The 22,840-nt window shown below is 61.0% G+C and carries 20 protein-coding genes and 3 pseudogenes; 13 read left to right on the forward strand and 10 right to left on the reverse strand.

Features of this window, described 5'->3' with window-relative positions:
- Positions 1–59: 59 nt before the first annotated feature.
- Together N2597_RS25355 and ppk2 are read left to right on the forward strand one after the other, a co-directional pair.
- The gene (locus N2597_RS25355) at positions 60–1,712 is read left to right on the forward strand and encodes a GMC oxidoreductase (RefSeq protein WP_183596032.1); all 1,653 of its coding nucleotides are present in this window, start codon (positions 60–62) and stop codon (positions 1,710–1,712) included.
- Positions 1,713–1,820: 108 nt separating this feature from the next.
- Entirely contained in the window at positions 1,821–2,735 is a 915-nt protein-coding gene (gene ppk2, locus N2597_RS25360) for a polyphosphate kinase 2 (protein ID WP_106796343.1), read from the forward strand.
- A gap of 122 nt (positions 2,736–2,857) precedes the next feature.
- Here ppk2 and N2597_RS25365 read toward each other — a convergent pair whose 3' ends face one another.
- Complete coding sequence (locus N2597_RS25365; protein ID WP_183596034.1) at positions 2,858–3,733, reverse strand: aldo/keto reductase family oxidoreductase; 876 nt, start codon at positions 3,731–3,733, stop codon at positions 2,858–2,860.
- A 97-nt stretch (positions 3,734–3,830) separates the two neighbouring features.
- Between N2597_RS25365 and N2597_RS25370 the strand changes: the two genes are divergently transcribed.
- The gene (locus tag N2597_RS25370; RefSeq protein WP_040143196.1) at positions 3,831–4,742 is read left to right on the forward strand and encodes a LysR family transcriptional regulator; all 912 of its coding nucleotides are present in this window, start codon (positions 3,831–3,833) and stop codon (positions 4,740–4,742) included.
- A gap of 15 nt (positions 4,743–4,757) precedes the next feature.
- Here N2597_RS25370 and N2597_RS25375 read toward each other — a convergent pair whose 3' ends face one another.
- The 4 genes and pseudogenes from N2597_RS25375 to rpsU all read right to left on the reverse strand — a co-directional run bounded on the left by N2597_RS25375 (position 4,758) and on the right by rpsU (position 6,333).
- Complete coding sequence (locus N2597_RS25375) at positions 4,758–5,237, reverse strand: pyridoxamine 5'-phosphate oxidase family protein (protein WP_183596036.1); 480 nt, start codon at positions 5,235–5,237, stop codon at positions 4,758–4,760.
- A 61-nt stretch (positions 5,238–5,298) separates the two neighbouring features.
- Positions 5,299–5,874 (reverse strand): alpha-ketoglutarate-dependent dioxygenase AlkB, encoded by a 576-nt coding sequence (locus N2597_RS25380; protein ID WP_183596038.1) that lies wholly within the window; start codon positions 5,872–5,874, stop codon positions 5,299–5,301.
- 7 nt (positions 5,875–5,881) lie between these two features.
- Entirely contained in the window at positions 5,882–6,076 is a 195-nt protein-coding gene (locus N2597_RS25385; protein ID WP_096763918.1) for a hypothetical protein, read from the reverse strand.
- Positions 6,077–6,098: 22 nt separating this feature from the next.
- Positions 6,099–6,333 (reverse strand): annotated as a pseudogene (rpsU, locus tag N2597_RS25390) (30S ribosomal protein S21).
- Between the two features lie 649 nt (positions 6,334–6,982).
- Here rpsU and rapA2 point away from each other — a divergent pair.
- The 5 genes and pseudogenes from rapA2 to N2597_RS25415 all read left to right on the forward strand — a co-directional run bounded on the left by rapA2 (position 6,983) and on the right by N2597_RS25415 (position 11,704).
- Positions 6,983–7,699 (forward strand): calcium-binding lectin RapA2, encoded by a 717-nt coding sequence (gene rapA2 / locus N2597_RS25395; RefSeq protein WP_010056244.1) that lies wholly within the window; start codon positions 6,983–6,985, stop codon positions 7,697–7,699.
- A 167-nt stretch (positions 7,700–7,866) separates the two neighbouring features.
- The gene (locus N2597_RS25400) at positions 7,867–8,055 is read left to right on the forward strand and encodes a hypothetical protein (protein ID WP_010056241.1); all 189 of its coding nucleotides are present in this window, start codon (positions 7,867–7,869) and stop codon (positions 8,053–8,055) included.
- Positions 8,056–8,434: 379 nt separating this feature from the next.
- Positions 8,435–9,929, forward strand: a pseudogene (locus N2597_RS25405) (DUF4153 domain-containing protein).
- 47 nt (positions 9,930–9,976) lie between these two features.
- Positions 9,977–10,682: pseudogene (locus tag N2597_RS25410) on the forward strand (response regulator).
- Positions 10,682–11,704, forward strand: a complete 1,023-nt coding sequence (locus N2597_RS25415; protein ID WP_183596040.1) for a sensor histidine kinase — start codon at positions 10,682–10,684, stop codon at positions 11,702–11,704. The pseudogene N2597_RS25410 and the gene N2597_RS25415 overlap by 1 nt, the downstream one beginning before the upstream one ends.
- A gap of 16 nt (positions 11,705–11,720) precedes the next feature.
- Here N2597_RS25415 and N2597_RS25420 read toward each other — a convergent pair whose 3' ends face one another.
- Positions 11,721–12,359 (reverse strand): TetR/AcrR family transcriptional regulator, encoded by a 639-nt coding sequence (locus tag N2597_RS25420; RefSeq protein ID WP_183596042.1) that lies wholly within the window; start codon positions 12,357–12,359, stop codon positions 11,721–11,723.
- Positions 12,360–12,637: 278 nt separating this feature from the next.
- On the opposite strand from N2597_RS25420, the gene N2597_RS25425 reads away from it, so the two are divergent.
- The 5 genes from N2597_RS25425 to N2597_RS25445 all read left to right on the forward strand — a co-directional run bounded on the left by N2597_RS25425 (position 12,638) and on the right by N2597_RS25445 (position 18,419).
- Positions 12,638–13,201 carry a TRAP transporter small permease gene (locus tag N2597_RS25425; protein WP_183596044.1) on the forward strand — a complete coding sequence of 188 codons (564 nt, stop codon included), beginning with the start codon at positions 12,638–12,640 and terminating at the stop codon, positions 13,199–13,201.
- An 11-nt stretch (positions 13,202–13,212) separates the two neighbouring features.
- A complete protein-coding gene (locus N2597_RS25430) occupies positions 13,213–14,493 on the forward strand; it encodes a TRAP transporter large permease subunit (RefSeq protein ID WP_183596046.1) in 1,281 nt (426 codons plus the stop codon).
- Positions 14,494–14,564: 71 nt separating this feature from the next.
- Complete coding sequence (locus N2597_RS25435) at positions 14,565–15,581, forward strand: TRAP transporter substrate-binding protein (RefSeq protein WP_096763928.1); 1,017 nt, start codon at positions 14,565–14,567, stop codon at positions 15,579–15,581.
- Positions 15,582–15,645: 64 nt separating this feature from the next.
- Positions 15,646–16,506, forward strand: a complete 861-nt coding sequence (locus N2597_RS25440) for a shikimate dehydrogenase (RefSeq protein WP_183596048.1) — start codon at positions 15,646–15,648, stop codon at positions 16,504–16,506.
- A gap of 23 nt (positions 16,507–16,529) precedes the next feature.
- A complete protein-coding gene (locus tag N2597_RS25445) occupies positions 16,530–18,419 on the forward strand; it encodes a bifunctional sugar phosphate isomerase/epimerase/4-hydroxyphenylpyruvate dioxygenase family protein (RefSeq protein ID WP_183596050.1) in 1,890 nt (629 codons plus the stop codon).
- A 9-nt stretch (positions 18,420–18,428) separates the two neighbouring features.
- Here N2597_RS25445 and N2597_RS25450 read toward each other — a convergent pair whose 3' ends face one another.
- The 4 genes from N2597_RS25450 to N2597_RS25465 all read right to left on the reverse strand — a co-directional run bounded on the left by N2597_RS25450 (position 18,429) and on the right by N2597_RS25465 (position 22,810).
- The gene (locus tag N2597_RS25450; protein WP_040143333.1) at positions 18,429–19,442 is read right to left on the reverse strand and encodes a LacI family DNA-binding transcriptional regulator; all 1,014 of its coding nucleotides are present in this window, start codon (positions 19,440–19,442) and stop codon (positions 18,429–18,431) included.
- 105 nt (positions 19,443–19,547) lie between these two features.
- The gene (locus N2597_RS25455) at positions 19,548–20,558 is read right to left on the reverse strand and encodes a zinc-dependent alcohol dehydrogenase family protein (protein WP_183596052.1); all 1,011 of its coding nucleotides are present in this window, start codon (positions 20,556–20,558) and stop codon (positions 19,548–19,550) included.
- 31 nt (positions 20,559–20,589) lie between these two features.
- Positions 20,590–21,360 carry an L-iditol 2-dehydrogenase gene (locus tag N2597_RS25460; RefSeq protein WP_183596054.1) on the reverse strand — a complete coding sequence of 257 codons (771 nt, stop codon included), beginning with the start codon at positions 21,358–21,360 and terminating at the stop codon, positions 20,590–20,592.
- Positions 21,361–21,496: 136 nt separating this feature from the next.
- A complete protein-coding gene (locus N2597_RS25465) occupies positions 21,497–22,810 on the reverse strand; it encodes an ABC transporter substrate-binding protein (RefSeq protein WP_183596056.1) in 1,314 nt (437 codons plus the stop codon).
- Between the last annotated feature and the right edge of the window lie 30 nt (positions 22,811–22,840).

A 22,840-nucleotide genomic window follows, 5' to 3' on the forward strand; every position in this document is an offset into this window, starting at 1 on the left:
ATTGCCGAAGCGCTCTGCGCCCTTTTGAGCAATCGCTTCAGGACAGGAATTGGAAAGACATGTCTGAGATCGTCTATGATGCGCTGGTGATCGGCTCCGGCGCGGCGGGTTCCGTCGCGGTCAAAGAACTGACGGCGCAAGGACTGTCGGTGCTGTTGCTCGAAGCCGGCCCCGCCGTCGGGCCTGCGGATTTCGACCCGGCGCGCAAGAAGGCGCCGGCGAGCAGCATCAATATCTGGGAGCGTGCCCGCGCCACGATCAAGGGCCAACCGATCCAGGCGCGCGCGGCCTTTTTCACCGAGCGCTTCAGCCACTTCTTCGTCAACGACCGCAAGAACCCCTATACGACGCCGAAGGGCGAGCCCTTTCTCTGGATCCGCGGCCGCCAGGGCGGCGGGCGTCTGCACAGTTTCGGCCGCGTGCTGCTGCGGTGGACGGATGACGATTTCAAGATCCGGTCGCGCTCTGGAAAGGGCGTCGATTGGCCGGTCTCCTATGACGAGCTCATGCCCTTCTACGACGAAGTGGAGACCTATCTCGGGCTCTACGGCAACAAGGACGATGTGCCCACCCTGCCGGACGGCATCTACGCAAAACCGGCAAGCCTGACGCCCGCCGAACAGATCTTCAAGCAAGCGGTTGAAAGCCGCTGGCCGGAGAGGCGAGTCGTCTCCTGGCGCTACATTGCGCCGGATGCCGAACGCATGCCGCGCCCGCTCAGGGACGCCAGGGCCACTGGCCGGCTGACGATCCGCTACGACGCCGTCGTTCGCCGCATCACCACCGACGAGACCACCGGCCGCGCCACCGGCGCGGAATTCATCGATCGCAATACGGGGGAGATATCGACCGCCCGCGCCGCGACGGTGGTGCTGTCGGCCTCGCCGATCGAGAGCGTGCGGCTGCTCTTGAATTCCGCGTCGGCCCGCCATCCTGACGGGCTCGGCAACAGCTCTGGCGCGCTCGGCCGCTATTTCATGGATCAACTGCCCTGCCTCGCCTTCGGGTCCTTTTCGAAGGCGAAGGGCTGGGCGTCGGACGAATCCGCTCCGGCCGACCCGTTCTACAACCCGTCGGGCGGGATCTTCATCCCCCGCTTCGGCGAGGGCGATGCCGCCCGCGGCGATTTCGATTACCAGGGCAGCGTCGGCCGGGCACCTGTTTCCGGCGACACCGATGCGCGTCTCGCCTTCTTCGGCTTCGGCCGCATGCTGCCCTATGCCGACAATCGCATCACCCTGGATGTCAGGCGCAAGGACGCCTGGAACATTCCCGTGCCGCATATTCGCTGCGTCATGCAGGCGGAGGAGCAGGCGCTGCTTCGCCGGCAGGAGGAGACGCTGATCGCCATGGTGAGCGAAGTCGGCGGCGCGCTCGAATTCATCGGCTCTCCGACCGGCCTTAGGGAGATGGGCAAGGGTGCCTTCCCCGATGCCGATGCCTTCAGCCGCTTCATGTTCCGTACATGGTTCCGCAAGACGATGTGCATGGGCGCGGCGATCCATGAAACCGGTGGTGCGCGCATGGGCGAAAGCCCGGAGGCGTCGGTGCTTAACCCCTACAACCAGGTCTGGGATACGCCGAACCTCATTGTTACCGACGCCAGCGCCTTCCCCGGCAGCGGCATCGCCGGCACGACGCTCACCGTCATGGCCCTGACACTCCGTGCCTGCCGCAACCTTGTCGACCGGTATCGGGCGGGGCAGTTGTAAGGGGCGCTTGGAACGACAGACGCGGGTAACCGTTTCAGTTCGATCAGTGGTCGTCATATAAGCTTCGCACTGACATGCTCCTGTCAACAAAAGCAGGAAGGAAACCCCATGTCTCAATCACATCAGGACCAGCTCAACCGGATGAAGGCCGAAATCGCCGACAGCTTCGATGAGGAGCTGGAAATGCAGATGGAGGAGGACCGGCTGGACGATCTAGTCGCCGAGGGAATGTCAGAACCGGCCGAGCAGACGCTCGAGCGAAAGATCTATTTCCGCGAACTCTTCCGGCTGCAGCACGAGCTGGTGCGGCTCCAGGATTGGGTCCAGCACAAGAAACTGAAAGTGGTGGTGCTGTTCGAGGGCAGGGATTCAGCCGGCAAGGGCGGCGCGATCAAGCGCGTCACCCAGAGACTCAATCCGCGCGTCTGCCGCACCGTCGCACTGCCGGCCCCGACCGAGCGGGAGCGCCATCAATGGTATTTTCAGCGTTACGTTCCGCACCTTCCCACAGCCGGCGAGATCGTGCTCTTCGACCGCAGCTGGTACAACCGTGCCGGCGTCGAGCGGGTGATGGGGTTCTGCACCCCCGATGAACTCGAGGAGTTCTTCCGCTCGGTGCCGGAATTCGAACGAATGCTGGTCCGCTCCGGCATCGTGCTGATCAAATACTGGTTCTCGATCACCGACGAGGAGCAGGAATTCCGCTTCAAGATGCGCATCCACGATCCGCTGAAGCAGTGGAAGCTTTCACCGATGGATATGGAAAGCCGTGTCCATTGGGAGGAATATACCAAGGCCAAGGAAGAAATGCTGGCGCGCACGCACACCAAGGAAGCGCCTTGGTGGGTGGTGCAGGCCGTAGACAAAAAACGGGCCCGACTGAACTGCATCGCCCATCTTCTCGACCAGATCCCTTACGAGGATGTTCCTAAACCGGAAATCGAGTTGCCGGATCGCATCCGCCATGCCGATTACAACAGGGCGCCTGTTCCGCCTGAAATGCAAGTGCCGGAGCGCTATTGAAGGCATGGCGCGACAGGTCGGCTGACGCAGCAGAAAGTCCAGGGACCCGATGGCCCTGGATTTCCTGTTATAATAGGCCAAGCGCAGCACGTGTGCCGGCCGCCGGCACGCTTCACATGCCGTCAGGCAGCGATATCGGCCATCCGGTTCAATTCCTCGATGGCTTCATCCGGCAGCACGAGCCCGGCGGCCGCGAGGTTCTCCCTAAGATGGCCGACGGAGGAGGTGCCGGGGATCAGCAGGATGTTGGGCGCGCGACGCAGCAGCCAGGCGAGTGCCACCTGCATGGGTGTCGCATCGAGGCGTGCGGCGACATTGGAGAGCGCCGAGGACTGCAGCGGCGTAAAGCCCCCGAGCGGGAAGAAGGGCACATAGGCGGTGCCCTCGCGGGCGAGTTCGTCGATCAGGCGATCGTCTGCCCGATGTGCCAGATTGTACTGATTCTGCACGCAGACGATCTCGGTGATTCCGCGCCCTTCGGCGATCTGCTTCGATGTGGCATTGCTTAAGCCCACGTGGCGAACCAAGCCTTGTCGTTGGAGATCGGCAAGCACCGTCAGCGGCGCTTCTATCGACCCTTCGGCCGGGCCATGCACGTCGAACATGATCCTGAGGTTGACGACGTCAAGCACGTCAAGACCGAGGTTGCGAAGATTGTCGTGCACTGCCTGCGTCAGCTCATGGCGCGAGAAAGCCGGAATCCAGGATCTGTCCGTGCCGCGCCTGGCGCCGATCTTGGTGACGATGACGAGATCATCGCGATTGGGGTGGAGGGCTTCGCGGATGATCTGGTTGGTGACGTGCGGACCGTAGAAATCGCTGGTGTCGATGTGGTTCACACCGCTGGCGACCGCCTCGCGCAGCACCGCAAGCGCAGCGCCATGATCCCTGGGCGGGCCGAACACGCCTGGCCCGGCGAGCTGCATGGCGCCATAGCCAAGTCGCTTGACGTTGCGGTCGCCGAGATTGAAGCTGCCGGCCTGATCGATAATGGACATGATCTCACTCCTTTCAAGAGATGCCGCCAAGACTACGCCTTGGCGGATCGTGTGAAAACCGGGTACAATCCGTACGAGCCGTGCGGAGTGGCGAACAGTGAAAGCAGATTTAAACGATCTCAATGCCTTTGTCGCCGTGGCGCGAGCCGGAGGTTTTCGCGAGGCGGCGCGGGCCAGCGGCAGCAGCGCCTCCTTCTTGAGCGAGGCGGTGCGTCGCCTCGAAGCTGAGCTCGGGGTCAGACTGCTCAACCGCACCACGCGAAGCGTCGTTCCAACCGAAGCGGGCAAAGGCCTGCTGGAACGGCTTGGCCCTGCTTTGACGGAGGTGGAGGCCGCGCTCGATGTAGTCAACCGATTTCGCGACAGGCCGGCCGGTTCGCTGCGGCTCAATGTGCCGGTCAGTGCGGCGCGGCTGGTGCTGCCAGCCATCGTTCCGCCATTCCTCGCCGCCTATCCCGATATTCGCCTCGAGATCGTCGCCGAGGAGAGCTTCGTCGACGTGCTTGCTGCCGGATGCGATGCCGGCATCCGCTATGACGAGCGGCTGGAGCAGGATATGATCGCGATTCCGATCGGGCCGCGCCAGCAGCGCTTTGCCACTGCCGCATCCCCCGACTATCTCGACCGTCATGGCCGGCCGCAACATCCGAGCGAACTTCTCGATCATGCCTGCCTGCTGGGCCGTTTTGACAGCGGTGCGCTGACGACGCCCTGGGAATATGAGCGGGACGGCGAAGTGGTGCGGGTCGAACCATCAGGACCACTGATCGTCAAAGTCGGCGGGGCGACCGATCTGTCTGTCGACGCCGCCATAGCGGGCACGGGCGTGATCAGCATTTTCGAAGACTGGCTGCGCCCGTATTTTGACAGTGGTGTTCTCGAGCCCATTCTCGAACCCTGGTGGCAGCGCTTTTCGGGGCCGTTTCTCTATTATCCCGGACGGCGCCTGGTGCCTGCACCGCTCCGCGCCTTCATCGATTTCGTCAAGGCGTCAGCTAACCCGGCTTGAACGAAGTTGCCGGCGTTAGAACTTGACCTCGGCATTGTCGCCCATGTCCGGTTTGCTGTTGGAGACCGCTGCGGCCGCCATTTTGATGTAGCTGATAATCGTGCCCGGGCTGTCCCAATATTCGGCCGAAGACGGGGTAATCTTCAGAACACGGATGGAAGGGTCGTCAGGGTTGTCCCACCATGCCTTTGCCGGCGTCGCCCATAATTCCCGGATCTTCTCGCGATCGTTCTGTACCTCGGCCGTTCCCGATACGGAGACATATTTCTGTCCCTTGCTGTCGGCGAAGGCGAGGCACACGTTGGGCCAGCGGGCGATCTCATCGTCCTTGTGGCTGGCGAGATCGGTTAGAAAATAGAGCGCATTCTCAAGCTGTGCGCTATAGGCTGACATCGGTCGGGCGCGCAGGTCGTCGCCGTTGCGGGTCGTCAGCATGCAGAAGCCGATCCTGTCGATCAACTCCCACACGCGCGTCACATCGTCATGCTCGACCATTATTATCTCCATCTGTGCAAAAGACGGAGTAACCATCTGCTGACGTCGATGTTCCCGCGACTTACCGAGCCAACTCCCGGAAGGTAGCCGAATAGCGCAGACGGTCGACGGGCGGGATGGAATGTTCCCAGAGCTTTCTTGACGCGCCGGCCAGAAGATAGGCTGAGCCGGGATCAAGCACCAGCGATTGCCTTTGCCATTTGTCGCCATTCCGACGTCTCAGCCTGAAGGTGCAGGACGAAAGCAGGGAAATGCCAATGACACGGCCGAACACCAATTTGTCCCTGTGCCAGCCGATCGGAGCCCCGGGTGCGTATTCGGTCACGAGAGCATGCTCGAGCGCCTCCGCCTCTATTCCTGCGAAACCTGCCGCGATCTCACGAATGGGTAGCAGCAATGACGGTATCGGCTCTATTTTCCTGATGCTCTGACTGTCGAAGTCATATTTCCAGCCGAAGGAAACCGTCCTGCGCTTGCCTTCGAACCCATGGAAGTCGAAGGCTTTGAACGGCAGGGCGGGTACCGCTTCGAGAACGGAGCGCTGCAGATCCGGGGGAACGACATCCGGCGAATATCGGAATCCCTCCGGAAAGCGGTCGCCGGCCTGTCCAAAGAGATCCTCCTGCCCCGTCACCATTCGTTCCTCAATGCACGCTTGGAGTTTCCGTGACCGTTGCGAAGTCTTCTGCGACCAGTTCACTGACGGCTATCAGGATTTCCTCCCGTGAAAAGCCCGATGTCAGCGCACGCTGGATCAGGTCCTGCAGATCCGGCTCGATCACATCACGGCAATCCTCGAGGCGTTCTTCTGAAACGACAAGACTATTCAATTCGTCCATTGTCTATCCTTTCGGAAAGCTATTAACGCGCTGCCGTCTGCTTACGCCCGGCCAGCAATCCTTCGCGCTGCATCTTCTTGCGTGCGGCCTTGCGCTGCCGGCTGATCGCCTGGGCTTTTTCTCTGACGCGGCGTTCGGACGGCTTCTCATAGGCGCGCCGTTCCTTCATTTCGCGGGAACAGCCCTTCGCGCTGCATTTTCTTTTTCAACGCCCTCAGGGCTTGATCGATGTTGTTGTCTCTGACGAGTACCTGCATTCGCATTCTCCTTGTCTGGCTCCTTGTCTGGATGGCAGGCCGCTCCTCCGTCAGCCGCGTTTATCAGGCAATCAGGCCTGCATTCATGGCGGCTAAGAAGGGAAATCCCTTCACGCTCCAGCAGTTTGGGACAGGATCGCGACCCCTGCGCCGGCCGATCAACGACCGCAACCGCAGTCGCCATGTCGTGGTTCAAAGAAATCCTCTGACGGCTGCCGGCTAAATCAGCTTGCTGCTGGGATTGCCCATGGCCCGCCCGGATGGCGCATGCCGCCGATCCTATTGCGTTCATTCACGTGTCGGCACCGCTTGGGTGTCCGGTCAGATCGACTGCGGCCACAAGGTAGGTGCCGGCGTCACGGATTGCAATGGTGTGCAGCCGGCATAGAAGCAGCGACAGAAGAGCGCCGCCGCAGCATAGTCACGAGGGAGGTTCTTTCAAGTTTACCGGGTGTAAATTGGTCCAAATTGCTTCAAATTTGATTGAAGGAGGTAACGTATTGGTCGCTTCTTAAGTGTCCATGCACGTTATGGATGAATGTTAACCTTGCGTTAAATACCCCATTGACTTGCATGATTAATAAGTTGTTAAAGAAGCCGCTCGCAAAGGTCAAAATGACCCACTGAAAAACAATTTTAGGAGAAACTAATGGCTTCCCTGATTCACGCAACTGATGATAGTGCAACTTTTGCAGAAACCGACGTAATTTCCGGAAATCTTCTGTCCAACGATTCCTCCGACAACGGCAACCTGTTCCTGCGCGCCTTCGACCAGCAGACGGTCGGCGCCAAGCGGGCCGGTCAGATCACCGAAATCCAGGGCGACTACGGCACGTTCTTCGTCAAGGCCGACGGCAGCTACACCTATGTGCTGAGCGATGCTGCCAAGATCGGTTTCGCCAACGGTGAGACGCTGGTAGAAAAGGTTTCCTACAAAATCTCCGACGGCGCCGGTCACACCGATATGGGCCTGTTCACCCTGAACATCCAGGGCGTGACCCAGATCAAGCCGGTCGCTGTCGATGACACCTACAACTTCACCGAAGGCCAGCCCATTGGCGGCAACGTTCTGGACAACGACATTGCCGGCGACAACGGCAAGATGTTCCTGCGCCAGTTCCTGAGCACCAAGGTTGACGCCGCTGCCGACGCCGTAACCGACGTTGCCGGCACGTATGGCACGTTCCATGTCAAGTCGGATGGCACGTTCACCTACGACCTGAACGCCGATCTGGATGCAGGCGTGACCTACACGGAAGTTCTCCGCTATTACAAGATCTCCGACGGCGAAGGCAATACGGACACTGCCAAGGTAACGCTCAACATCGTCGGCACGGACGCTCATCCGGATGGCGTCGGTGTTTGATCCGAAGCAATAGATCAGTGAGACAAGACGCCCGCCGCGCGATCGGCGGGCGTTTTCGCATCTGCTTTCTTGATAGATACTTTCTGGATATAGTTGCTCGTAATCCTTTTTAGCTAGTTCTTATAAAATCCTCAGGCGCGTAGTCTTGTTGTTCGGAGGACACGCCGTTGACCGAACACATCGAACCCAGGCAAATCGAAACGGACGATCTGACGAAAGTCTGGTCCGTCACGGAATTTTGCGCTCGTCACCATATCGATGCCGAGGAACAAGCGTCGCTGCTGAAGCTTTTCGGGCCGTTCGCGACGGCCTGCGAACTGCTGCACAATGCCAGACGTGCACAGCGATTCAGATAAAGTCCTTTATTCTTCCCTCGCTCTTCTTTGCGGAAGAAGAACGGCTCCAACATATGCCCGAGTTAGGATCTGAGCCTGCCTTCGCCGGCGACTGCCTAATGTTGCGGTGTCGCCTGCGCGTCTGAACAGACGCGCGGCGCTTTGGGGCGATTTCCTGAATTGCTCCTCGCTTTCTGCACAAAATCTGCAATCCGGCGCGGCATCTTCCCGCCATGAGTAAGAACGTTAGCCCGCCCCGCCCCGCCCCCTCCGCTTTGCCTGATCGCCTCCGCAATGACGGATGGTGGCTGAGGGAAGCCTCTCAAGACACCCCTGCCGCGACGGGTTCGGACACCAGGGTCATCGTGATCGCAACGAGGCATTTGCAAGAGGAGCAGCAATGGATACAGCCGATATTTTGACAGAGCTGATGACGATCAAACGCGGCAGCGGCCGGACCTTGGCGCTGCTTGCGCTGGTGGCACTTGCGGATTTTCTGATCTTTGCCCAGGAACTCGGGATAAACCTCTTCCTTTTTGCGCTCGCCGTCTACGCCGGCATTCTGTTTTCGGCCAGGAGGAGACCGCAGTTTTCGATGGTGGCTTCCCTGCTCGGTTTTTCGGTCCTAGCGTCGGCGCCCCTTGTGGAAGCGCCCTCGTTCACCGGCCTTGTCCTTTGTTTGGGCGCACTGATGTCGGTTGCTCTCGTCAGCGCCAGGCTGATGCCTCGCCGCCTCACCGGCCTGCCCCTGGTGTTTTTCCGCTTCGCCGTCGTTATTCCCTTGCGGCTTGGCGAGAGTATCCGGAAATATCTTGCGACTCCGGCCAAACGATTTTCTTTTGCTGTGGTCCGACAGGGCGTCGGCCTCTGGGTCATGCCGCTCATTTTCGCAGCGATCTTCATATCCCTCTTTGCTGCGGCCAATCCGGATCGAGATCGCCCTGCGCAGCATCGATTTTGCCGTTTTGCTGCAGTTCCTCGATCTTTGGCGGATCGGCTTCTGGATCATGACCGCTATCGTGGTCTGGGCGATGTTGCGGCCGCGCCTGAAGCGTCGCGCTGCAAGATCGCAAGCCGGCAGATCGTTCATGATCGTGCCCGCCAGGAATGCGCTTCTTGGCCATGCTTCGTTGTTGCGATCGCTCGTCTTGTTCAACGCGATTTTTGCCGTGCAGACGCTTCTCGATCTCGTCTATCTCTGGGGCGGCGCAGATCTGCCCGAGCACATGAGCCACGCCGAATATGCGCATCGCGGCGCCTATCCGCTGATTGCCACGGCGCTTCTCGCCGCCGGTTTCGTTCTCATCGCCATGCGGCGCGGCGGCCCCGGCGATCATAGTGCGCTGATCCGCGGCCTCGTCCATGCCTGGATCGGTCAGAATGTGCTGCTCTGCCTGTCCTCGATGCTGCGGCTCGGGCTTTACGTCGAGGTCTATTCGCTGACGGAGCTGCGTGTCGCCGCCGGTCTCTGGATGGGCATCGTCGCCATCGGTCTTGTCCTGATCCTGCTGCGCATTTTGTTCAACCGTTCCAACGCATGGCTGATCGCCGCGAACCTCGCCTCCCTCCTTCTGGTTCTCTACATCAGTTCCTTCATCGATTTTCCGGCTTTTATCGCCCGCTTCAATGTCGCCCACAGCCAAGAGATCAGCCAGGAAGGCCCGCCGCTCGATCTCGACTATCTCTCCTCGCTCGGCCCATCCGTCATTCCGGCGCTTGATCGCTATATCCAGATGCTGCCGGACCACCTGATCGACAAGAAGAGCGAAGCGGTGACGCTTCGCTACTATCTCTCCAGGAATTTTCAGATGCGCCGTCGTGGCTGGCGGAACTGGACCTTCCGATCCGCACGGCTGGAGAGCTATCTCCTGTCTTCTGCGACCATTGCAAGATAGGGCGAGAACGACGACAACAGGCACGACAAACCAACACAGGATCGGTAATGGCACCCCGCATTCTCGTCGTCGATGATGAACCGCACATTCGTGATGTGATCTGTTTTGCTCTCGAGCGCGCTGGTCTGACATCGACGGCCGTTCGCACCGGTACCGAGGCGATGGCGGCCTTCCGCCGCGGCAATATCGATCTGATCATTCTTGGATATCGGCATGCCGGATATGGATGGTCTGGAGGTCTGCCGCCAGATCCGCAAGACATCGGGATTGCCGATCCTGTTTCTGTCTGCCCGCGACGAGGAAATCGACAGAATCTTGGGGCTCGAAATCGGTGGCGACGACTACGTCACCAAGCCTTTCAGCCCCCGCGAACTCATCGCGAGGGTCAAGGCGATATTGAAGCGAAGCGGCAACGGGGCGGCGCCCGACAGACGTCATGCCGCCCTTGTCGCCGGCGAGATCAGTCTGGATCGCCACGGCCGGACGGTCATGTTCGGCGACAGCGCCCGCGGGATGACGGCGCTGGAATTCGCAATCCTGGAAGCATTGCTGTCGCGTCCCGGTATGGTCTTCAGCCGCGAACAATTGATGGAAGCGACCTATGGCGCTGGCACCTACGTCGCCGACCGGACGATCGACAGCCATATCCGCAACATCAGAGCCAAATTCACCGCGGTCGGCGGCGCCGGGATCATCGCGACGGTTCACGGCATCGGCTTCAAGCTTAGCGGTGAAATCGGGAGGAAGGCCTGATGCCGGCGCTGAAAGTAGCGGTGAAATGGCGGCCGGGGCTGGCGCTGATCGTCTATGCCGTGCTGCTCGCCGTCATGGCACTGCCGATCCTGATTGTCGTCTGGTTTCGCGCCTTGGAGGCGAGTTCCAATCGCATGGCGCCGGCGGAAATCGGGGCGCTTGCCATTGTCGCGATACTGACGCTCGCCATTGCCTATGTGCTGACGCGCACCATCACCGGGCCTATCGACGCCCTGATCGCCCGCACGGAAGAGATCGCTCGCGGCGGCAAGGCGGCAATCCGTCCGCTCGACAGCTATGGAACGCGGGAAATCGCGGTGCTTTCGCAAAGCTTCCTCGATCTTGCCGGGAAACTCGTCGACCGCACGGATTATGTCCGCTCCTTTGCCGCGCATGTCTCCCACGAGCTGAAATCGCCGCTGACGGCTATCCGGGGCGCGGCGGAACTTCTGCGCGATGACGATGCCGAGAAGCCAATGACGAAAGCACAGCGCTTGCATTTTCTCGACAATATCGTCGCGGACGCGGTCCGGCTCGACGCGTTACTGCAGCGGCTGCGGGAGCTGGCGCAGGCGGAAACGCCTGTGAGCGAGGGCCGAAGCAGTGTCGCCAGCATCATAACTTCACTGCGCGCGCGTTTCCCCGCCCTTGATGTTTCGGCTGTCGGAGATGCGGAAACATCGATCGCGCTCCCGCACGAAGCAGCCGTCATCGTCTTTGCCAACCTTGCCGAAAACGCTTTGCAGCACGGCGCCACGCTGTTGGAATTCGTCATATCGGCCGACGACCGCAAAGTCGTCTTTCTCGTCCGTGACGACGGCAGCGGTATTTCCGAGGCAAATCGCGAACGCATCTTTCAACCGTTCTTCTCGACCCGCCGGGAACGGGGCGGCACAGGCATGGGCCTCGGCATCATCCGCGCGATGCTGAGTTCCCATGGTGGCACGATCCACCTTCGGCCGACGGTTGGCGCCGGCGCCGAGTTCGAAATCACGCTGCCCGCGCCATCGCCGCGCAGTTGAGGTGAACTTCCTGCCCTCAGCTTTTCAGATAGCTGACGACAGCGTCGGCAATCATGCCGCGATGGCGTTCGATGGTATCGCCGTCCGAGAGATTGCGCCTGAAGATCGTGCCGAACGTATAACGGTTGGAAACGCGGAAGAAGCAGAAGGCGCTGATCATCATATGGATGTCGATCGGGTCGGCCTTGCGCCGGAAGATGCCCTGGTCGAAGCCGCGCTCCAATATGCCGGCGATGGTTTCGATAACCGAAACGTTGAGATCGCGGATCGCCTCCGAGCGAAGCATATGCGCGGCGTGATGGATGTTCTCGATGCTGACCAGGCGAACGAAATCTGGATTGGCCTCATCATGATCGAAGGTCGTCGAGATCAGCGTCCGCAACGCCTCTTCCGGCTCGAGGTTGGACAGATGCAGATCGGATTCCAGCGAGCGAATCTTGCGATAGGACTGCTCCAGGACGGCAAGATAGAGCCCCTCCTTGCTGCCGAAATAATAATAAATCATTCGTTTCGAGGTGCGCGTCTTCTCGGCAATCGAGTCGACGCGGGCGCCGGCGAGGCCATGGGTCGAGAATTCATGAGTTGCGACGAGGAGGATGTCTTCCTTCGTCTGCTCCGGATCATTCTTCCGGCCGTTTTCGCCCCGTTCCGCCATGGACCTCGCTACCGCACTTTCTAATCTCTTGTTTTAGCACTCGAAATTCGGTCTTCGGCTTCGGTTAAGCATGCGTTTTCTGTTTCCGATGCCCATCAGTCTTATTCACGTTGACGACATGTTTCAATAGATGCCGCTTGACATACGAACTAGTTAGTACATTTTGAAGAGGCGACCAGTGGAGGAATTGGTCGCGACGGCGATATCTTGGTCACGACGCGCCATGCGGGTCTGACGACGGTTGGCCGGTAGGCCAAGGCCACGCTTGGGAGGAGCGAATGATCCGTATCATCGATTTCTATTTCTTCGCGCTGAAGGTGGCGATCGCGCTCCTGCTGGCAGCTATGGTCGTGCTGGTTTTCGGCAATGTCGTCCTCCGTTATGCCTTCAACCAGGGCATCACCTCTTCGGAGGAACTCTCGCGCATCTTTTTCGTATGGCTGACCTTCCTCGGCGCCGTCGTCACGATGCGCGAGCACGCCCATCTTGGCGTCGATTCCCTGATCACGCGCCTACCGAAGCCTGTCGCCAAACTCGCCGTGCTTCTCGGCTATGGCATGATGCTCGCCGCCACGTGGCTGATGATCAGCGGCAGCTGGACCCAGACGCTGATCAATCTTCATGTGTCGGCGCCGGCAACCGGTATTTCGATGGGTGTCTTTTACGGCGCCGGACTTGCCTTCGGTGTGCCGGCCTTTCTCATCCTTCTGTGGGATGCCTTCGCGATCGTCACCGACCGCATCGATGTGACGACGGCGGCGCTCGTGCGCGACAGCGAGGAAGAGGCTGCGCTCGAAGATCCCGCCCACACGGCTTTTCCCGTGCTGAAGCCGAAGCACTGAGGAGGCCGTTCATGACCGTCACCATTTTCCTCGGCGCACTTCTCGGCCCCATGGCGCTCGGCGTGCCGATCGCCTTTGCCCTCATCATAACAGGCGTAGCGCTGATGATGTATCTCGGCATGTTCGATGCGCAGATCGTCGCGCAGAACGTGCTGAACGGCGCCGACAGCTTCCCGCTGATGGCCGTGCCATTCTTCCTTCTCGCCGGCGAGGTGATGAATACCGGCGGCCTTTCGCGCCGTATCGTCAATCTCGCCATGGCCATGGTCGGCCATATCAGAGGCGGCCTCGGCTTCGTCGCGATCTTCGCGGCCTGCGTATTATCCAGCCTTTCGGGATCGGCCGTCGCCGATGCCGCTGCCCTTGGCGCCCTGCTCTTCCCGATGATGTTGAAATCGGGCCATGATCCGGCTCGCGCCGGCGGCCTGCTCGCCTCGGCCTCGATCATCGGCCCGATCATCCCGCCATCGATCGGCTTCATCCTCTATGGCGTCATAGGCGGAGTTTCGATCACCAAGCTGTTCCTGGCCGGCATTGTCCCCGGCCTGCTGATCGCGGTTGCCCTTTGCATCACCTGGCTGATCGTAGCCCGCAAGGAACAATTCGCCCTGCCGCCGAAACAGAGCGGCGCCGTGCGGATCAAGGCCTTCGTCGAAAGTATCTGGGCGCTGATGCTTCCCGTCATCATCATCGTCGGCCTGAAATTCGGCGTGTTCACCCCGACCGAAGCCGGTGTCGTCGCGGCGGTCTATTCTCTGTTCGTGTCGATGGTCGTCTATCGCGAGCTGCCGCCGTCGCGGCTGTTCGAGGTCTTCGTCGCTGCCGCGAAGATCACCTCGGTGGTGATGTTCCTGGTGGCCTGCGCCGCCGTCTCGGCCTGGCTGATCACCGTCGCCGATGTGCCGGGCGAGCTTGCAAGCCTCGTCGAGCCGCTGATGGACAATCAGACGCTGCTGCTGCTTGCCATCATGGTGCTCATCGTCGTCGTCGGCACCGCCATGGACATGACGCCGACGATTCTGGTGATGACGCCGGTGCTGATGCCGATCATCAAGCAGGCGGGCATCGACCCGGTCTATTTCGGCGTGCTGTTCATCATCAACAATTCGATCGGGCTGATCACGCCGCCGGTCGGCACGGTGCTCAACGTCATTTGCGGCGTTTCGAAGCTTTCGATGGAGGATCTGATGAAGGGCGTCATTCCCTTCATGATCGCCGAGCTGATCGTTCTGCTTCTGCTCGTCCTTTTCCCTGCGCTGGTGACCGCTCCGGTCGCCTGGTTCGGACACTGATGTCGCCGATGACGGCGATGGAATTTCAACGCAGCCGGAGGGAGATGCCGGCTCTATCCTGGGAGGAAAACATGCTGAATAGATTGACGAAACTGGCGCTGGGACTGGCCCTGCCAATTGCCCTCTTGGCAAGCGGCCCAGCAATGGCTGAAATCCGCGAACACAGCCTCAAATTCGCTGCCGCCAACAATAAGGGCCATCCCCAGGTCATGGGCATGGAGAAGTTCGCCGAGCTGGTGAAGGAAAAGAGCGGCGGCAAGATCGAGGTCAAGCTGTTTCCGGGCGGCGTACTCGGCGGCGACGTTCAGACGGTGTCGGCCCTGCAGGGCGGCGTCATCGAGATGACGGTGCTCAACGCCGGCATTCTCGCAAGCAACGTCAAGCAGTTCGGCGCCGTCGACCTGCCCTTCCTCTTCAACAGCGGCGAAGAGGCGGACAAGGTGATGGACGGCGCGTTCGGCACCAGCCTGATGAAACTCCTGCCCGACACCGGCCTCGTCGGCCTCGCCTATTGGGAGCTCGGCTTCCGCAACCTCACCAACAACCGTCATGCGGTCACCAAGCTCGAGGACATCAAAGGTCTGAAGATCCGCACCATCCAGTCACCGATCCCGATCGAGCTCTTCAATAGCCTGGGCGCCAATGCGGTGCCGCTGCCCTATACGGAACTCTATACCGCGCTCGAAACAGGCACCGTCGACGGCCAGGAGAATCCGGCTGCCAACATCATCAACGCCAAGTTCTTCGAAGTGCAGAAGTACATGACGGTGACCCGTCACCAGTACAATCCGCAGATCGTGCTCATCAGCAAAAAGTTCTGGGACGGCCTGAACGACGAGGAAAAGGCGGTCTTCGAGGCGGCTGCGACCGAAGCCCGCGACTATCAGCGCAAAGTTTCCAGGGAGCTCGACGCCAAGGCGATCGACGAAATCAAGAAGACCGGCATGGAAGTCGCCGAACTCAGCCCCGAAGAAACGCAGAAGCTGCGCGATGCCGTCAAGCCATTGGTTGACAAGTTCGCGGCTCAGATCGGCGCCGATACCGTCACGCAGCTCTTCAAGGAGCTCGACACGGTTCGCGGCAAGTAAGCAGATCGGGCCCGCGGGCGACCCCGCGGGCCTTCCCCATCACGAGCAAGACAGGAACTGGCGCATGGCCGAGACACTCCTGAAACCGTTGAAGGCCGGGCTGATAGGCTCCGGCATCCAGGCCTCGCTGACGCCTGCCATGCATATGAAGGAAGGTGCGGCTCAGGGGCTGAACTACGATTATGAGCTGATCGATCTCGTCAAGCTGAATGCGTCGCCGGCCGATCTTGCGCGTTTGATCGGCGATGCCGAAGCGCGTGGACTTGCCGGTCTCAATATCACTCATCCCTGCAAGCAGCTCGTCATTCCCCTGCTCGACGACTTGTCGCCTGAGGCCCGGGCGCTCGGCGCCGTCAACACCGTCGTCCTGAAGGACGGCCGGCGCTTTGGCCACAACACCGACTGGTGGGGCTTTGCCGAGAGTTTCCGGCGCGGGATGCCGCAGGCAGACCTTTCTTCCGCCGTACAGCTTGGCGCAGGCGGGGCCGGCGTGGCAACCGCCTATGCGATCCTGACGCTCGGCCTTAAGCGGCTGACCGTCTTCGATCGCGAGCACGAGCGCGCCGTCTATCTGGCCGAAACGATGTCCGCGCTCTTTCCCGGCGCCTCGGTCGCCGCGGGAAATGATCTGGAAGCACCGATGAATGGCGCATCCGGCCTGATCCATGCGACACCGACCGGCATGGCCAAATATCCCGGCATGCCGCTTCCGCCCGAACTCCTCGAACCAGGGCACTGGGTTGCAGAGATCGTCTACTTCCCCCTTGAGACCGAACTTTTGCGGCAGGCGAGGCAGCGCGGCTGCCGGACGCTCGACGGCGGCGGCATGGCAGTCTTCCAGGCGGTTGGCGCCTTTCGGCTGATCACCGGCAGGGAGCCCGATGCCGGCCGTATGCTTACGCATTTCAAGACGATGACGACCTAACGCGTATCGGAAGGACCACGCCGATGAAGACATCGATAGCGACCGTTTCGCTGAGCGGCGACCTCAGCGACAAGCTGGAGGCGATCGCCAAGGCCGGTTTCGACGGGGTGGAGATTTTCGAGAATGATTTCCTGATCTTCGACGAGAGCCCGAAGGAGGTCGGCCGCATGGTGCGCGATCTCGGCATGGAGATCACGCTGTTTCAGCCGTTCCGCGACTTCGAAGGCATGCCGGAGCCGCTGCGCAGCCGCACCTTCGACCGGGCGGAGCGCAAGTTCGACCTCATGCAGGAGATGGGCACCGACCTGGTGCTGGTCTGTTCGAACGTCTCGCCGGCCGCACTCGGTGGCCTCGACCGGGCGGCGGCGGATTTTCACGAACTCGGCGAGCGCGCCGCCAGGCGCGGCCTGCGCGTCGGCTACGAGGCACTTGCCTGGGGCCGCCACATCAACGATCACCGCGACGCCTGGGAGATCGTCCGGCGGGCCGATCATCCGAATATCGGCCTGATCCTCGACAGCTTTCATACGCTGTCGCGCAAGATCGACGTCAATTCGATCCGCTCGATCCCGAAGGAGAAGATCTTCATCATCCAGCTCGCCGATGCGCCGCTGATCGACATGGATCTGCTCTACTGGAGCCGGCACTTCCGCAACATGCCCGGTGAAGGCGACCTGCCGGTGCTCGACTTCATGAAGGCGGTCGCCGCCACCGGTTATGACGGCTATCTGTCGCTGGAGATCTTCAACGACCAGTTTCGCGGCGGATCTGCCAATGCGATCGCGGTCGATGGCCGCCGCTCGCTGATCTATCTCAGCGATCAGGTGAAGCGCCAGCAGCCGGAGAGCGCCCTGCCGGTGCCGGTGATGCCGCCGCGCGCCAAGGTCGAGGGCATCGCCTTCATCGAGTTCACCGCCGACGAGGACGAGGCGGCGGCGCTCGAGGCGCTGTTTGCAAGCCTCGGCTTCCGCAAGGCGGCCAGGCATAAGAGCAAGCGGGTGACAGTCTTTCGCCAGGGCGCGATCAATCTCGTCGTCAACACCGAACGCAAGGGTTTTGCCAGCGCCTCCTATGCCGTGCACGGCACCTCGGCCTATGCCGCCGGCCTGATGGTCGACGATGCCAAGGCGGCGCTGCAGCGCGCCGTCGCACTCGGGGCCGAACGCTTCGAGCAAGCGCTCGATGCCGGCGAGATCGAGATGCCGGCGGTGCGTGGCGTTGGTGGCGGTGTCCTCTATTTCCTCGACCGACAGAGCGAGCTTGCCCGCATCTGGGAGATCGAATTCGATGCGATCGACGACGATGCCGCGCTGCAGCCGGCCGGGCTGCAATCGATCGACCATATGGCGCAGACGATGAAGTACGAGGAACTGCTGACCTGGCTGCTCTTCTACACCTCGCTCGTCGAGGCCGAGAAGACGCCGATGGTCGATATCGTCGATCCCTCCGGCATCGTCCGTAGCCAGGTGGTGGAGAATGTAGAAGGCTCGCTGCGCATCACCATGAACGGGGCGGAAAACCGCAACACGCTCGCCGGCCGCTTCATCGCCGAGACCTTCGGCTCCGGCATCCAGCATCTCGCCTTCAGGACCGACGACATCTTCGCGACCGCCGCCGCCCTTGCCGCCAACGGCTTCGTCTCGCTTTCGATCTCGCCGAACTATTATGACGATCTCGAAGTCCGCTTCGGCCTCGATGCCGAATTCGCCGAACGCCTCAAGGCCAACAACATCCTCTATGACCGCGACGAGGCCGGTGAATATTTCCAACTCTACAGCCCGACCTATGGCGAGGGACTGTTCTTCGAGATCGTCGAGCGGCGCGGTTACCGCGGTTATGGCGCCGCGAACGCCATCTTCAGGATTGCCGCACTGCGGAAACATTTGCGGCCGCCGGGACTGCCTCGCGCCTGAGGCGCCACGTCACGCCGAGGTCCGCAGCATGAGCTCGGCATTGAGAAGAATGCGGGCCGCCGGCGTGGTGGCAAGACCCTCGCCCTCGTCGAGCCTGCCGAGCAGCATTTCGATCGCAAGCCGCCCGATCTCGTTATAATTCTGCGCCACCGTCGTGATCGGCGGGCAGGCGTATCGCGACAGCGGGTGATCGTCATGTCCGGCGACCCGCAAGTCGTAATTGGCGCCATGGCCGACCTTGAGGCCGAGCTGGAATGCGGCGGCGATGACGCCGAAGGCGACGCGGTCGTTGGCGCAGAGCACGGTGCGCTTGGGAAAACCCTGGCCCGACGTCAGGATGCGGGTCGCTTCCTCGAAGCCGAAGCGCTCGAAGTCCCAGCTCTTGCTGTCTGTAAGCTCGACGATGCTCGGCGCCATCTTGAACTGTTCCATCGCCTCCAGATAGGCCGTCTGCCGCGTCAGCGCATTGGTGTTGACATGCGGCATGCCGAAATAGCAGGGCGGTTCGCCCGACCGGCAAAGATAGTCGACGATCAGGTTGAAGCTCTGGCGGTTGTTGGTGCCGACGAAGGAGGATGTCTCGTCGAGCGGCGAGTCGACATAGATAAGTGGAACGCTGCGGCCGAGCTCGTCGAGCGTGGCGTGGTGAGATTCCACGCCAAGCGGCGCGATGATCGCCCCGGCGACATTCATCGATTTCAGCGTCTTGATCGCCCGGTCCTCCATTTCGGCCTTGCCGTCTGACGATAGTACGAAGGCGAGGAAGCCGGTCTCGTTGGCGATCATCTCGATGCGGCGGGTGAGCGCCATATAGAAAGGATCGGTGGAATTGGGGATGATGACGCCGAGAATGTTGCTGCGCCGCCGGTTGAGGTTGACGGCGAAGATATTCGGCCGGAAACCCGATTTCTTCAGCGCCTGCTCGATCGTCTCCCGCGTCTTCTGGCGCACCGACATCGGATCGCTGAAATATTTCGAGACGGTGGGACGCGACAGGCCGACGAACTCCGAAAAGTCCTCCATGGTTTTGATCGTCTTTCCCACCATCTGATCTCCTGACGCGGCGTCTCCGACGGTTTCTAGATGACTCATCGCCGGACGAAAAGCGGCGCTGTCGATCACCCGAACCTAGTCTATGGAGAACTGCACCTTCATCGTTGCCGGATCGGCGGACTTTTTGGTGATGAAGGGAAGCACTTCGCCAAGCGGCAGCCGGTGGGACACCAGCTGCGCCATGGCGCCAGTATCCCTCCTGAGAAGGTCGAGCGCCTGGGGAATGTTGCGGTTCAGCGAATGAGAGCCGGCGAAGCGGATCTGCCGCCGGAAGATTTCGAACGGCGCAATGGAAATGCGCTGATCGGGGGAGCAGACGCCGAAGACGAGAACCGTGCCGCCATCGGTGGCGAAGTCGATCATGCCTTCGACGACGCGGGCAACGCCGGTTGCATCGGCAACGAAATCAAAGCTGCGGCGGCGGCCGACGAGTGCTTCGGAGCCGGAGACGGCCGTCTCCAGTCCCAGCCGTTCGGCAAAGGCCAGGCGGCCCTCGTTGATATCGGCAACCGTCACCGACGAAACGCCTTCGGCCTTCAGGGAAAGCGCCAGCAGCAGCCCGATCGGTCCGGCGCCGAAGACCAGCGCCGTTTCGGTTCCCGCCGCACCGGCCCGCAGGCCGGCGCTGCCAAGGCCGTTCAAAACGCAGGCGAGCGGCTCGGCGAGCGCGGCGAGATTGAAGTCGAGATTGCCGATCTGATGCAAGTGGTCGGTTCTGACCAGGCTGTATTCGGCAAAACCGCCGTCCTCCGTCACACCATAGGCCTTCAGATCGCGGCAGAGGTTGGTCAATCCCTTGCGGCAGGCCCGGCACTGCCCACAGGGAAGATTGGGATCGACGACGACGCGGGCGCCGACGGCAAGGCTGGAGACATCGCCGGCCACGGCCTCGATCACACCGGCATATTCATGACAGGGGACCAGCGGAAAGCGGCCCTCGCCGTAACGGCCGTGGAGGACGTCGATATCGGTGTGGCAAAGACCGGCAGCGCGCACGCGCACCAGCGCATGGCCGGGCCGCAGTTCCGGTAGCGGCAGCGCCTTTGTGACCGCGATGCCCTTTTCGGTATAGCAGATGGCTTCCATTTCAGACTCCGGACTTCTTGCGCAAGGGCGATCAGCTCATCCAGTTGCCGCCATCGACATTGTAGGTCTGGGCAAGGATATAGTCGCTGTCCGATGAGGCGAGGAAGACAGCGAGGCCCTTGATGTCATCGGGTGTGGCGAAGCGGCCGATCGGAACGGATTTGGCGACGGCGGCCTTCTTCTCGCCGGGCTTCAGCCCCTCCCATTTGGCAAAATGCGCATCGACGACATCCCAATGCTCGCCGTCGACGACGCCCGGCGCGATGGCATTGACGTTGATGCCGTGTTTGACGAGGGCCAGTGCTGCCGACTGTGTCGCCGAGATGATCGCCGCCTTGGAAGCGCAGTATAAAAGCACAAGCGCCTCGCCGCGCCGCCCGGCCTGGCTGGCCATATTGATAATCTTGCCGCCCCTGCGCCGCTTGATCATGACGTTCGAGACCGCCTTCATCATGAAGAGCGGCCCCTTCAGGTTGATCGAGAAGACCTTGTCGTAGCTGGCCTCGGTTATTTCGTTGACCGGAGCCATGTCGAAAATGGCGGCGTTGTTGACGAGGATGTCGATGCCGCCGAACTCCTTGTCGATCTCTGCAACGAGAGTGTCGATGGCCGGCAGATCCGTGACGTCGAGCTTCATCGCCTTGGCCGCAGGGCCGATCGCGGCGGCGGATTTCGTTGCCCGTTCGATGTCGATATCGGCGATGACAACCTTGGCGCCTTCCCCGACGAAGGCCTCGGCAAAGCCGAGGCCGATGCCGCGCGCGCCGCCGGTGATGAGGGCCACCTTGTCTTTCAGTCTCATGTGGTTCTCCAGTTCAGCCGGCGCAGACGCCGGTAATCCCATGTGATGGCTAACCCGCCTGACCAGAAGGTCCCGGCAGTCGTGCTGCCGGGACCTTTCCGGGAGGAACTCGCGGCAAGCCGCCAGGATGGAAGGTTCACTTCGGGTAGCCGGCCTTCTTCATGTCGCGTTCGACCTGTTTCTGGGCATTGTCGAGAGCGGCATCGACCGATTGCTGTCCGGACAGCGCGGCGGCGATCTGCTGGCCGACCAGTGTGCCGATGCCCTGGAACTCGGGAATGGCGACGAACTGCACACCGGTATAAGGGACGGGATCCTTGGTCGGCTTGGACGGATCGGCCGAGAGGATCGCCTTCAGCACGGTGTCGGCAAAGGGAGCCGCCTTCTGATATTCCGGCAGGGCGTAGGTCGATTTTCTGGTGCCGGGCGGCACCGCGACCCAGCCCTCCGTCTCACCAACCTTCTTGACGTAGTCCTTGGACGTCGCCCATCTCAGGAACGATTTGGCCGCATCGAGCTTGGTCGAGGTAGCCGGGATCGCCAGGTTCCAGGACCATGACCAGCTCGATCCATTCGCAGTGACGGCGATAGGCGCGCGCGTGAAAGCGATCTTGTCGGCGACCTTGCTCTGCTTCGGATCGTAGACACGGCCGGCAGCCGACGTGGCATCGATCCACATTGCGCAGTGGCCGGTCGAAAATAGCGCCTGGTTTTCGTTGAAGCCGTTGGCGGTCACGCCGGGAGGGCCGTATTTGGTCATCAGGTCGACGTAGTCTGTAATTGCCTTCTTCCACGGCTCCGAATTGATTTGCGGCTTCCAGTCCATGTCGAACCAGCGTCCGCCATAGGCGTTGATCATGGTTCCGAGAAACGCCATGTTCTCGCCCCAGCCGGGCTTGCCGCGCAGGCAAAGGCCGTATTGTTCCTTCGATTTGTCGGTCAGCTTGGCCGCATATTCCTTGATCTGGTCGTAGGTCGGTTCATCAGGCATCTTGATGCCGGCGACATCGAAGAGGTCCTTGCGGTACAGCGTGAACGAGCTTTCTGTATAGAAAGGCACTGCATAGAGCTTGCCGTCGACGGTCAGGCCCGTCTTGATCGGAGCGAGCAGGTCGTCATAGTCGTAGTCGGCGCCGAGATCGTCAACGGGCGCCAGCCAGCCTTGCTTGCCCCAGATCGGCGCCTCATAGCCGCCGATGGTGATGACGTCGTACTGGCCGCTCTTCGTAGCGATGTCGGTCGTCACCTTCTGGCGCAGGACGTTTTCTTCGAGCACCACCCAATTCACCTTGTTGCCGGTCTCCTTCTCCCATTCCGGCGACAGTTTCTGCATGATGATCATGTCGCCATTATTGACGGTGGCGATCGTCAGTTCCTCTGCAACCGCCAGTCCGGCGGTGAGCGCGAGGCAGGCGACGGATGCAGATAAAACGCAAATGATCTTGCTCATGGTCTCCGCTCCTCCTTTACGGATGTTCAC

Origin of the sequence: Rhizobium sophoriradicis, assembly GCF_025200795.1 — a bacterium.
In the GTDB taxonomy this organism is placed as follows: domain Bacteria; phylum Pseudomonadota; class Alphaproteobacteria; order Rhizobiales; family Rhizobiaceae; genus Rhizobium; species Rhizobium sophoriradicis.

Bases quoted from the DNA above. Each gene is read 5' to 3' on its own strand.
- N2597_RS25355 (WP_183596032.1), top strand. From the start codon at position 60: ATGTCTGAGATCGTCTATGATGCGCTGGTGATCGGCTCCGGCGCGGCG.
- ppk2 (WP_106796343.1), top strand. From the start codon at position 1,821: ATGTCTCAATCACATCAGGACCAGCTCAACCGGATGAAGGCCGAAATC.
- N2597_RS25365 (WP_183596034.1), bottom strand. From the start codon at position 3,733: ATGTCCATTATCGATCAGGCCGGCAGCTTCAATCTCGGCGACCGCAAC.
- N2597_RS25375 (WP_183596036.1), bottom strand. From the start codon at position 5,237: ATGGTCGAGCATGACGATGTGACGCGCGTGTGGGAGTTGATCGACAGG.
- N2597_RS25380 (WP_183596038.1), bottom strand. From the start codon at position 5,874: ATGGTGACGGGGCAGGAGGATCTCTTTGGACAGGCCGGCGACCGCTTT.
- N2597_RS25385 (WP_096763918.1), bottom strand. From the start codon at position 6,076: ATGGACGAATTGAATAGTCTTGTCGTTTCAGAAGAACGCCTCGAGGAT.
- rapA2 (WP_010056244.1), top strand. From the start codon at position 6,983: ATGGCTTCCCTGATTCACGCAACTGATGATAGTGCAACTTTTGCAGAA.
- N2597_RS25415 (WP_183596040.1), top strand. From the start codon at position 10,682: ATGCCGGCGCTGAAAGTAGCGGTGAAATGGCGGCCGGGGCTGGCGCTG.
- N2597_RS25420 (WP_183596042.1), bottom strand. From the start codon at position 12,359: ATGGCGGAACGGGGCGAAAACGGCCGGAAGAATGATCCGGAGCAGACG.
- N2597_RS25425 (WP_183596044.1), top strand. From the start codon at position 12,638: ATGATCCGTATCATCGATTTCTATTTCTTCGCGCTGAAGGTGGCGATC.
- N2597_RS25430 (WP_183596046.1), top strand. From the start codon at position 13,213: ATGACCGTCACCATTTTCCTCGGCGCACTTCTCGGCCCCATGGCGCTC.
- N2597_RS25435 (WP_096763928.1), top strand. From the start codon at position 14,565: ATGCTGAATAGATTGACGAAACTGGCGCTGGGACTGGCCCTGCCAATT.
- N2597_RS25440 (WP_183596048.1), top strand. From the start codon at position 15,646: ATGGCCGAGACACTCCTGAAACCGTTGAAGGCCGGGCTGATAGGCTCC.
- N2597_RS25445 (WP_183596050.1), top strand. From the start codon at position 16,530: ATGAAGACATCGATAGCGACCGTTTCGCTGAGCGGCGACCTCAGCGAC.
- N2597_RS25450 (WP_040143333.1), bottom strand. From the start codon at position 19,442: ATGGAGGACTTTTCGGAGTTCGTCGGCCTGTCGCGTCCCACCGTCTCG.
- N2597_RS25455 (WP_183596052.1), bottom strand. From the start codon at position 20,558: ATGGAAGCCATCTGCTATACCGAAAAGGGCATCGCGGTCACAAAGGCG.
- N2597_RS25460 (WP_183596054.1), bottom strand. From the start codon at position 21,360: ATGAGACTGAAAGACAAGGTGGCCCTCATCACCGGCGGCGCGCGCGGC.
- N2597_RS25465 (WP_183596056.1), bottom strand. From the start codon at position 22,810: ATGAGCAAGATCATTTGCGTTTTATCTGCATCCGTCGCCTGCCTCGCG.